We start from the raw sequence: 9,642 nt of genomic DNA on the forward strand, positions 1-9,642 counted from the left end.
AACCTCAACTGCGCGATTTCTACCAGTCGCTGCGAGCCCGAGGCAAAGAAGGAAAAGTAGCCATCGTGGCGGTGATGCGGAAGATGCTGGTGATCCTCAACGCCCGGGTGCGCGACGCTGAAAACGGGTTGGTCCCAGCCTAAGGCCAGGCAGGGCGCAAGACCAAAGGCTGCCGGCCAGCGGCCGGCACTACCGTGCCCGTCTCATGGAGGGGCCAAGCTCCTCCATCAACACAGTTGCTCCATGGACGGATTCACGGCGTCCCCTGCCAGCCCACACCACCCCGGCCCACAAACAACATCACGAGGCGCCAGCGCTTTGGCAGTTGCTGTTGCTGTTGCCGTTGCCGTTGCCGTGCGCCTCTGCCTGCCGCAGGCATCGACCCTCCCACCACCCGCACCCGATACAATGGCCGTCTGCCGTACCCCGGCATCCCGTCCCTGAGCCAAAGAGTTGCCCATGTCCATCGTCCGCATGACCGACCTCGACCTCTCCGGCAAGCGCGTGCTGATCCGCCAGGATCTGAACGTGCCGATCGAGAATGGCCGCGTCACTTCCGAACAGCGCATCACCGCTTCGCTGCCGACGCTCAAGCGCGCGCTGGAGCAGGGCGCGGCGGTGATGGTCACCTCGCACCTGGGGCGCCCGAAGGAAGGCGTGTGGAGCGAAGCCGAGTCGCTGGCGCCGGTCGCCCAGCGCCTGTCCGAGCTGCTCGGCCGCGAGGTTCCGCTGGAGCGCGACTGGGTCGACGGCGTCGACGTGCAGCCGGGCCAGCTGGTGCTGCTGGAAAACTGCCGCATGAACGTCGGCGAGGGCAAGGACGATGAAGCCCTGTCGAAGAAGTACGCGGCGCTGTGCGATGTGTTCGTGATGGATGCCTTCGGCACCGCGCACCGTGCGCAGGCCTCCACCCACGGTGTCATCCGCTTCGCCCCGGTGGCTGCCGGTGGCCCGCTGCTGATGGCCGAACTGGACGCGCTGGCGCAGGCGCTGGATGCACCGGCCAAGCCACTGCTGGCCATCGTCGCCGGCAGCAAGGTCAGCACCAAGCTGGAACTGCTGGCCAACCTGGTCGGCAAGGTCGATCAGCTGATCGTCGGTGGTGGCATCGCCAATACCTTCATTGCTGCCGCCGGCTACAATGTCGGCAAGTCGCTGTACGAGCCGGACCTGCTGGATACCGCCAAGAAGATCGTGGCCGATGCCAAGGCGCGTGGCGCCGACATTCCGCTGCCGGTGGACGTGGTCACCGCCAAGCAGTTCATGCCGGACGCGGTTGCCGAAGTGAAGGCGGTCGACGCGGTTGCCGAAGACGATCTGATCCTGGACATCGGCCCGCAGACCGCTGCGCAGTACGCGCAGCTGATCGAAAAGGCCGGCACCGTGGTCTGGAACGGCCCGGTCGGCGTGTTCGAGTTCGAAGCCTTCAGCAAGGGCACCGAAGCGCTGGCCCGCGCCATCGCCAGCTCGCCGGCATTCTCCATCGCCGGTGGCGGCGACACCCTGGCCGCGGTCGACAAGTTCGATATCGCCCAGCAGGTCAGCTACATCTCCACCGGCGGCGGTGCGTTCCTGGAGTTCCTGGAAGGCAAGACCCTGCCGGCGGTGGCCGCACTCGACGCGCGCGGCGCATGAGTGCCGAGCGCGGCAAGGATGTGCTGTTCTTCGACCTCGATGGCACGCTGATCGATTCGCAGGTGGGCATCACCGCCTGCATCGCTTACGCGCTGCAGAAGATGGACCATCCGGTGCCGCCGCAGGAGACGCTGCTGGGCTGGATCGGTCCGTCGCTGCGGACCACCTTCGCGCCGCTGTTCGTTGAACCGGCGCGGGTGGAACAGGCGGTGGGCTACTACCGTGAGCGCTTCGACGCCGAGGGCTGGCGCGAGCATACGGTGTACCCGCAGGTGGAAGACACCCTGCGCACGCTGCACGGTCGTGGCCACCGCCTGGCGGTGGTCACGGCCAAGAACGAGCCGCATGCGCGCCGCATCCTCGCCCACCTGCCGTTCGGCGGGCTGTTTGAGGAGATCGTCGGTTCGACCCTGGACGGCTCGCGCAGCCACAAGCCGGAGCTGGTGGGCGAGGCGCTGCGTCGGCTGCAGGTGCAGCCCGCGCAGTGCTGGATGATCGGCGACCGCCGCATGGACATCGAAGGCGCACGCCACCACGGTCTGCGCAGTGTCGGTGTGCTGTGGGGTTTCGGCGGTGAGGTCGAACTCACCGAAGCCGGTGCCGGCCAGCTGGCCCGTGAGCCGGCGCAGCTGACGACGCTGTTGGACTAGGCTCCTGTAGAGCCGAGCCCATGCTCGGCTGCTTCGGCCTATGCCCAGCCGAGCATGGGCTCGGCTCTACAGAACTGCCTGCGCCAGCGTATGTCCGGCCGATGTCCGCTCCATGACCCGCGAAGTCAGGCAGCACAAGGCTGTAACCGTATACATGCGGCGTGAAGGATGTGCTAATTTCCGTTCTTTATCGGGAGAGGCCCATTCACCATGTTCGAGCGTCAGCGTCGCACCAAGATCCTTGCCACCCTCGGTCCGGCCACTGATCCGCCGGGCGTGCTGGAGGATCTGTTCCGCGCCGGCGTCAACGTGGTGCGCCTCAACTTCAGCCACGGCGATCCCTCCGGCCAGGCCAAGCGTGCCGCCGAAGTGCGTGCCGCTGCGGCCCGCGTGGGCGTGGAAGTGGGCATCCTGGCCGATCTGCCGGGCCCGAAGATCCGCATCGAGCGCTTCGCCGAAGGCAAGGTGCAGCTCAAGGCGGGTGACCGCTTCGACCTGATCGCCAGCGCCAATGCCGGCCCCGGCGATGCGACCCAGGTGGGCGTCAGCTACCTCGGCCTGCCGCAGGACGTCGGCCCGGGCGATGTCCTGCTGCTCGATGATGGCCTGATGCAGCTGCAGGTGGTCGAGGTGCAGGGCGAGCGCATCATCAACACCGTGCTCAATGACGGCGCGCTGTCTGATCGCAAGGGCCTGAACAAGCAGGGCGGTGGCCTCTCGCTGGGCGCACTGACCGAGCGCGACAAGGAGCTGATCGGCATCGTCGCCAGGATCGGTGTCGACTTCATCGCCGTGTCGTTCTGCCGCAACGCGCAGGACATGAACGACGCCCGTGACATCGCCCGCTCGCATGGCTGCGATGCTGCGCTGGTGTCGAAGATCGAGCGCACCGAAGCGATCGAGAACCTGGAAGAGATCGTCGAGGCCAGCGACGTGGTGATGGTGGCCCGTGGCGACCTCGGCGTGGAAATCGGCGATGCCGAGCTGCCGGGCCTGCAGAAGAAGATCATCAAGGCCTCGCTGGCGCAGAACAAGGTGGTGATCACCGCCACGCAGATGCTGCAGTCGATGGTCGAAAGCCCGATCCCGACCCGTGCCGAAGTGCTGGACGTGGCCAACTCGGTCATCGACGGTACCGACGCGGTGATGCTGTCGGCTGAAACCGCTGCCGGTGCGTACCCGGTCAAGGCGGTGGAAGCGATGGCGCGTATCTGCCTGGGTGCCGAGCGCCAGTTCCAGACCGAGACCGACTTCAACGCCTCGCCGCGTAATCTGGAACGTGCCGACCAGGCGATTGCCATGGCCACCATGTTCCTGTCGCAGCACGTGGGCGTGCGTGCGATCGTGGCGATGACCGAATCCGGTGGCACCGCCCGCTACCTGTCGCGCTTCCGCGCCAAGGCGCCGGTGTTCGCAGTCACCCGCCACGACGGCGCGCGCCGCCAGATGGCCCTGATGCGCGATGTGTTCCCGATCAACTTCGACAGCCGTGGCCTGACCCCGCGCGAAGCCGCGCGCGGCAGCATCCGCCTGCTGGTGGAAGCCGAACTGCTGCAGGCCGGTGACCGCGTCGTGTTCACCAGCGGTGAGCACATGGAAACCCTGGGCGCGACCAACACCCTGCGCCTGCTGGAAGTGGGTGAAGACGGCCGCGCCAGCGGCCTGGGCGATCTGTAAACCCCGTCGGCCCCGGGTCGGAGCCGCCGTGCGGATCCGACCCAGGGTCAGATCCGCAAAGGGGCTCTGACCCGGCGCAACAGGACATCGCCTGTCCGGTGCGGACATTGGAATCGTTTCCAGACTGGCCTGCACGTCGGCGCAACGGGCGGCGGGGCTATACTTACGTTTTTCCCGCACCCGCCACAGGAAGTACATGAGCATCGAACAGCTGGCTGAAACCGCCCAGGCCATGGTTGCCCCGGGCAAGGGCATCATCGCGATCGACGAATCCACCGCTACCATCGCCAAGCGTTTCGCTGGCGTCGGTATCGAGAACACCGAGGAGAACCGTCGTGCCTACCGCGAACTGCTGCTGACCACGCCGAAGCTCAACGAGCACATTTCCGGCGCCATCCTGTTTGACGAAACCATCCGTCAGTCGACCAAGGACGGCGTGCCGTTCGCCAAGTACATGGCCGACCACGGCATGATTCCGGGCATCAAGGTGGACAAGGGTGCGCACCCGCTGGCCGGCTGCCCGGGCGAGCTGGTGACCGAAGGCCTGGACGGCCTGCGCGAGCGCCTGCAGGAGTACTACAAGCTGGGTGCGCGCTTCGCCAAGTGGCGGGCGGTGATCAACATCGGCGAAAGCATTCCGTCGGGCACCTGCATCGAGTCCAACGCCCACGCGCTGGCCCGCTATGCCGCGCTGTGCCAGGAATGTGGCCTGGTGCCGATGGTCGAGCCGGAAGTGATCATGGACGGCGACCACGACATCGAGACCTGCTACGAAGTCACCGAAGCCACCCTGCGTTCGCTGTTCGACGCCCTGTACCAGCAGAACGTGCTGCTGGAAGGCACCATCCTGAAGGCCTCGATGGTCATCTCCGGCAAGGGCTGCGATGAGCAGGCCGACGTCGAGGAAGTGGCCGAGTCGACCGTGATGTGCCTGAAGAGCACCGTGCCGGCCATCCTGCCGGGCGTGGTGTTCCTGTCCGGTGGCCAGAGCGACGAGCAGTCCACCGAGCACCTGAACGCGATGAACCAGCTGGGCAACCTGCCGTGGCCGCTGAGCTTCTCCTACGGCCGCGCCATGCAGCAGGCCGCGCTGAAGCTGTGGGCCAAGGACATGAAGGGCAACTACGCTGCTGCCCAGAAGACCGTGTACGAGCGCGCCAAGGACAACGGCCTGGCCGCGCTGGGCAAGTGGAACGGTTGATCCGTCCCATCGCTGGATGAACAAGGCAACGCCGGCATCACGCCGGCGTTTGCTTTTGCGGGTATCGTTTCCGCCCCCACGCGCCCGGCCGGTGCGTGGGAACCACATGGAAGGCCAAGGAGAAACAACATGCGTTTGGCAGCAATCACACTGGCCGTCGCCACGGTCCTGGTCGCCGGCGGTTGCAACCGTCTCGGCGGCGGTGGTGACGCAGGCAAGGCCGCGTCGCTCGATTTCGACAAGCCGGTGTCCGGCGAGATCACCTCGCGCAGCGGCATCAACTACAACGACGGCAGCCATCACCAGCTCTACCAGATCAAGCTGGAAGACAAGCAGCTGGTTGGGCTGAAGCTGACCGGCTCGCTGAGCGGCTCGATCGCCGTCTTCAACAACGGCAGCCTGGTGGCCAGCAGCAACACCGGCTACGAGCGCGAGGGCGACGTCTCGCTGGCCTTCCGTGCCAACGGTGGCGGCACCTACCAGGTAGCGGTCAACGCCAACGGCTCGACCGATTACGGTCCGTACCGCCTGCGCGCCGAGAAGCTGGTGCCGTACGACGGCAAGCCGCTGGCGGGCAGCGGCGAGATCGTCGACATGCTGGCCGGTGGTTCCCAGGACTACACCCTGCAGGTGGACAAGGCCGGCCTGTACGAGATCCGCCTGGTGTCGGATGTCTTCGATCCGGTGCTGAAGCTGTCGGGCCAGGGCGTGGACGCCGAAAATGACGATGGCGGGGACAGCACCAACTCGCGCCTGACCCTGTCACTGAAGCCGGGCAAGTACACCCTGACTGCACGCGGTCTGGGCGACGGCGTCAGCGGCATGTTCACCCTGTCGGCCAACCGCATCGAACTGCCCGGCAATCTGGTGGAACGCGATGGCACAGCGCTGCCGAAGTCGGGCAGCGTGTACACGATGCTCGACAACGACGGCCGCCGCCGCTTCCTGCTGACCCTGGATCGCCCGGCCGACGTGCGCCTGGATGCGATTTCCAGCCAGGTCGATACCGTGCTGCGCGTGGTCGGCGGCGACGTCGAACTGACCGATGATGACGGTGGCAGCGGTACCAATTCGCGCCTGGAAGAGACCCTGCCGGCCGGTCACTACACCGTGGACGTGTCCAGCCTGAACAATGGTGCGGGCATGGTGGAAGTGCGCGTGCAGGTCGAGGGTGCCAGCGCCGACGGAGCTGCGGCCTCGGCGGCACGTGCCGCGGCCGATGCTGCCGCTGCTGTGGCCGATGACGCCGCTGCTGCGGTGGAAGCTGCCAGCCGTTGAGCGTGATCCACGCCGCGCGTGGATGACGACAACGATGCAACGGAAAAGGCCGGGCAATGCCCGGCCTTTTCTTCTACCTGCAGCGCTGTGGTTCAGTGCGCAGCGGCGAAGCCTGCATCGCCCAGCGGCGGCAGCACCGACCCGCGCGGTTCGTTGTCCGTGCTTTGCCCGGCGGCACTCAACGCCTGCTGGTAGGCCTTTGCCGTGGCAGTGTTGAACGCCACCAGCACGATGCGCATCGGCTGTGCATGGCTGCGCTGCCACGCCAGTGTTTCCGTCACTGCGATCTGCGCGGCCTGGTACAGGGGATAGCCATACACGCCACAGCTGATCGCCGGGAACGCGATCGACTGCACGCCCAGCGACTCGGCCAGCTGCAGCGATTTCCAGTAGCAGTTGGCCAGCAATGCCGGTTCGTCGCGCTGGCCGTCGTGCCAGACCGGGCCCACCGTGTGCAGTACATGCTGCGCCGGCAATGCATAAGCATCTGTGGCGCGCACTTCGCCGGTCGGGCAACGCACGCCCGGGCGCAGCTCCGGCAGTTGCTCGCACTCGGCCAGCAGCGCAGGGCCCGCGGCACGATGGATCGCACCGTCGACACCGCCGCCACCGAGCAGTGTTTCATTGGCCGCGTTGACGATCGCATCCACCGCCAGGGTCGTGATGTCGCCCTGCCAAACTTCGATCTTCATGCGTCCGTCTCCTGCCTGTGAGGTGTTCCGCGCAGCGTCTGCGCCGGCTGTTCCCACGGTAGGGGACAGGGCATCGATACTGCGTCATGACCGTCTCACGCGCTGCGATCCGACGGCCTTCACGCACGATGGCGGGCGACGCCTTCACGCAGGCTGAAGCAGGGCGCACGCCGGGCACGGCCCGGCGCTACCTGCAGTCGGACGTCGGTAGCGCCGGGCCATGCCCGGCGGATCGCATTACGGCAGGCCGGCCAGCCAGTCGTCGTCGGAACCCTCATTCACATCGGCGAACAGCGGCGTGGAGAAATAGCGTTCACCGGTGTCGGGCAGCATCGCCAGGATCACCGCGCCCGGTTCAGCACGGGCCGCCACGTCCAGCGCGCTGGCCACGGTAGCGCCGGCGGAGATGCCGACGAAGATGCCTTCTTCTGCAGCCAGTCGGCGTGCGGTGGCGATCGCGCGGTCATCGTCCACCGTTACCAGTTCATCCACCACATCGCGGTTGAGCACGTCCGGCACGAAATCCGGCGTCCAGCCCTGGATCTTGTGTGGCTTCCAGTCATCGCCCTTCAACAGTGCGGCGCCGGCCGGTTCGGTGGCGATGATGCGGGTCTGCGGGCGCGCGACCTTCAGCACTTCGCCAACACCGGTGAGCGTGCCGCCGGTGCCCCAGCCGCTGACGAAGTAGTCCAGCCGCTTGCCGGCGAAGTCGCGCAGGATCTCGGCGGCGGTGGTGTTGCGGTGGTACGCCGGGTTGGCCGGGTTGGCGAACTGGCTGGCCAGGAACCAACCGTGCTGTTCGGCCAGTTCGGCGGCCTTGCGCACCATGCCGCTGCCACGTTCGGCGGCCGGGGTCAGGATCACCTTGGCGCCATAGGCGCGCATCAGCTTGCGGCGCTCCACCGAGAAGGTTTCGACCATGGTCGCCACGAACTTGTAGCCGCGCGCGGCGGCGACCATCGCCAGTGCCACGCCGGTGTTGCCTGACGTGGCTTCGACGATGGTGTCGCCCGGCTTGAGCACGCCACGCGCTTCGGCGTCGAGGATGATCGCCAGCGCCAGGCGGTCCTTCACCGAGCCGCCCGGGTTGAACGACTCGACCTTGGCGTAGACGCTGACCTGCGGGGGCGCCAGGCGCTGCAGCCTGACGATGGGGGTGTTGCCGACGGTATCGAGGATGGAGTCGTACAGGGCCATGGAAGCGCTCCGGAAACGGGGCCGCGCCGGGCTTCGGCGGGCGAAGGGGGAGGGCTGGCTGTTCAGGCCAGCGGCTGCCGGCTGACCGTAGCGCCAGCATATGACGCCCGGAAATGACCAGATACCTTTCTTAAACAACCTTTGGTTATAAGCTGGTGACGGCAAATGACCCTAGAGTGGACTTCCGCCCCACGCCGCCTGCCTCCCATGACGCTGACCCAGCTGCGCTACCTGGTTGCCATCGCCGACGCCGAGCTGAACATCACGCTCGCCGCCTCGCGCGTGCATGCCACCCAGCCTGGCCTGTCCAAGCAGCTCAAGCAGCTGGAAGACGAGCTCGGCTTCCTGTTGTTCGTGCGCAAGGGCCGCAGCCTGGAGTCGGTCACTCCGGCCGGCACCGAGGTGATCGCCCGCGCCCGCGCGGTGTTGGCCGAGGCCAACAACATCCGCACCTACGCGGCCAACCAGCGCCGCGAGAGCCAGGGCCAGCTGATCCTGACCACCACCCACACCCAGGCGCGCTTCGTGCTGCCGCCGGCGGTGGCAGCGATCAAGCAGGCCTACCCGCAGGTCAGCGTGCACCTGCAGCAGGCCGGCGAAGCCGACGCGCTGGACCGCTTGAACCAGGGTGACGCGGATATCGCCATCATCAGCACCGCCGGCGGTGAGCCCACCGATGGCATCGCGGTGCCGCTGTTCCGCTGGCGGCGTCTGGTGGTGGTGCCCAAGGGCCACCCGCTGGACCGCGCCGGCCGCGCCCCGGACCTGGCCGCGCTGGCCCGCCAGCCATTGATCAGCTACGAATCCTCGACCCGTCCGAACTCGTCGCTGCAACGCGCCTTCGCCGCCAATGGGCTGGTGCCCGACCTGGCACTGACCGCGCTCGATGCGGACCTGATCAAGACCTACGTGCGTACGGGTCTGGGCGTAGGCCTGCTGGCCGAGATGGCGGTCAGTTCCAACGATGAAGACCTGCGCTCGTGGCCGGCGCCGGACCCGATCAGCGAGTGCATTGCCTGGGCGGTGCTGCCGCGTGACCGCGTGCTGCGTGATTACGCGCTGGAGCTGGTGCACGTGCTGGCACCGCAGATTGATCCGCGCGATCTGCGCAGGGTGCTGGATGGCAACCAGGCGGCGGCGTGGCCGGTGCCACCGACGTGGGAGTCACTGACCCAGACCATCACGGTGTGAGGGGTTGGTCGAGCAGGGCTTGCAGCCCTGCACCTGCCGAATCAATGGCAAAAGCCGAAGCAACAGCAACAGCTGGCTTCCGTGGGGGGCGGGGCGGTGTGGGCAGGCAGGACACGCCGTA

General features: G+C 66.9%; 8 protein-coding genes and 1 pseudogene. 7 read left to right on the top strand and 2 right to left on the bottom strand.

Annotation, left to right across the window (positions count from 1 at the left end; translation table 11 throughout):
• From G5A07_RS20710 to G5A07_RS20735, 6 genes and pseudogenes are all read left to right on the top strand, one after another.
• Positions 1-143 (top strand): annotated as a pseudogene (locus tag G5A07_RS20710) (IS110 family transposase); the annotation flags it as partial.
• Positions 144-459: 316 nt separating this feature from the next.
• The gene (locus G5A07_RS20715) at positions 460-1,635 is read left to right on the top strand and encodes a phosphoglycerate kinase (protein WP_191863934.1); all 1,176 of its coding nucleotides are present in this window, start codon (positions 460-462) and stop codon (positions 1,633-1,635) included.
• On the top strand, positions 1,632-2,285 hold the full coding sequence (locus G5A07_RS20720) for an HAD hydrolase-like protein (RefSeq protein ID WP_191863935.1): 654 nt from the start codon (positions 1,632-1,634) through the stop codon (positions 2,283-2,285). Before G5A07_RS20715 ends, G5A07_RS20720 begins: the two co-directional genes overlap by 4 nt.
• A gap of 210 nt (positions 2,286-2,495) precedes the next feature.
• Positions 2,496-3,962: a pyruvate kinase gene (gene pyk, locus G5A07_RS20725; RefSeq protein WP_010481436.1), complete on the top strand. Its 1,467-nt coding sequence runs from the start codon at positions 2,496-2,498 to the stop codon at positions 3,960-3,962.
• A gap of 196 nt (positions 3,963-4,158) precedes the next feature.
• A complete protein-coding gene (locus G5A07_RS20730) occupies positions 4,159-5,163 on the top strand; it encodes a class I fructose-bisphosphate aldolase (RefSeq protein ID WP_010481439.1) in 1,005 nt (334 codons plus the stop codon).
• A gap of 129 nt (positions 5,164-5,292) precedes the next feature.
• A complete protein-coding gene (locus G5A07_RS20735; protein ID WP_049408917.1) occupies positions 5,293-6,441 on the top strand; it encodes a hypothetical protein in 1,149 nt (382 codons plus the stop codon).
• A 92-nt stretch (positions 6,442-6,533) separates the two neighbouring features.
• On the opposite strand, the gene G5A07_RS20740 is transcribed toward G5A07_RS20735, so the two are convergent.
• A complete protein-coding gene (locus tag G5A07_RS20740; protein ID WP_010481443.1) occupies positions 6,534-7,133 on the bottom strand; it encodes an O-acetyl-ADP-ribose deacetylase in 600 nt (199 codons plus the stop codon).
• A gap of 237 nt (positions 7,134-7,370) precedes the next feature.
• Positions 7,371-8,330, bottom strand: a complete 960-nt coding sequence (cysK, locus tag G5A07_RS20745; RefSeq protein ID WP_010481445.1) for a cysteine synthase A — start codon at positions 8,328-8,330, stop codon at positions 7,371-7,373.
• 207 nt (positions 8,331-8,537) lie between these two features.
• Between cysK and G5A07_RS20750 the strand changes: the two genes are divergently transcribed.
• Entirely contained in the window at positions 8,538-9,521 is a 984-nt protein-coding gene (locus G5A07_RS20750) for a LysR family transcriptional regulator (RefSeq protein ID WP_010481448.1), read from the top strand.
• Positions 9,522-9,642: the final 121 nt, after the last annotated feature.

It is taken from the genome of Stenotrophomonas sp. AS012628 (assembly GCF_010608305.1).
In the GTDB taxonomy this organism is placed as follows: Bacteria; Pseudomonadota; Gammaproteobacteria; order Xanthomonadales; family Xanthomonadaceae; genus Stenotrophomonas; species Stenotrophomonas geniculata.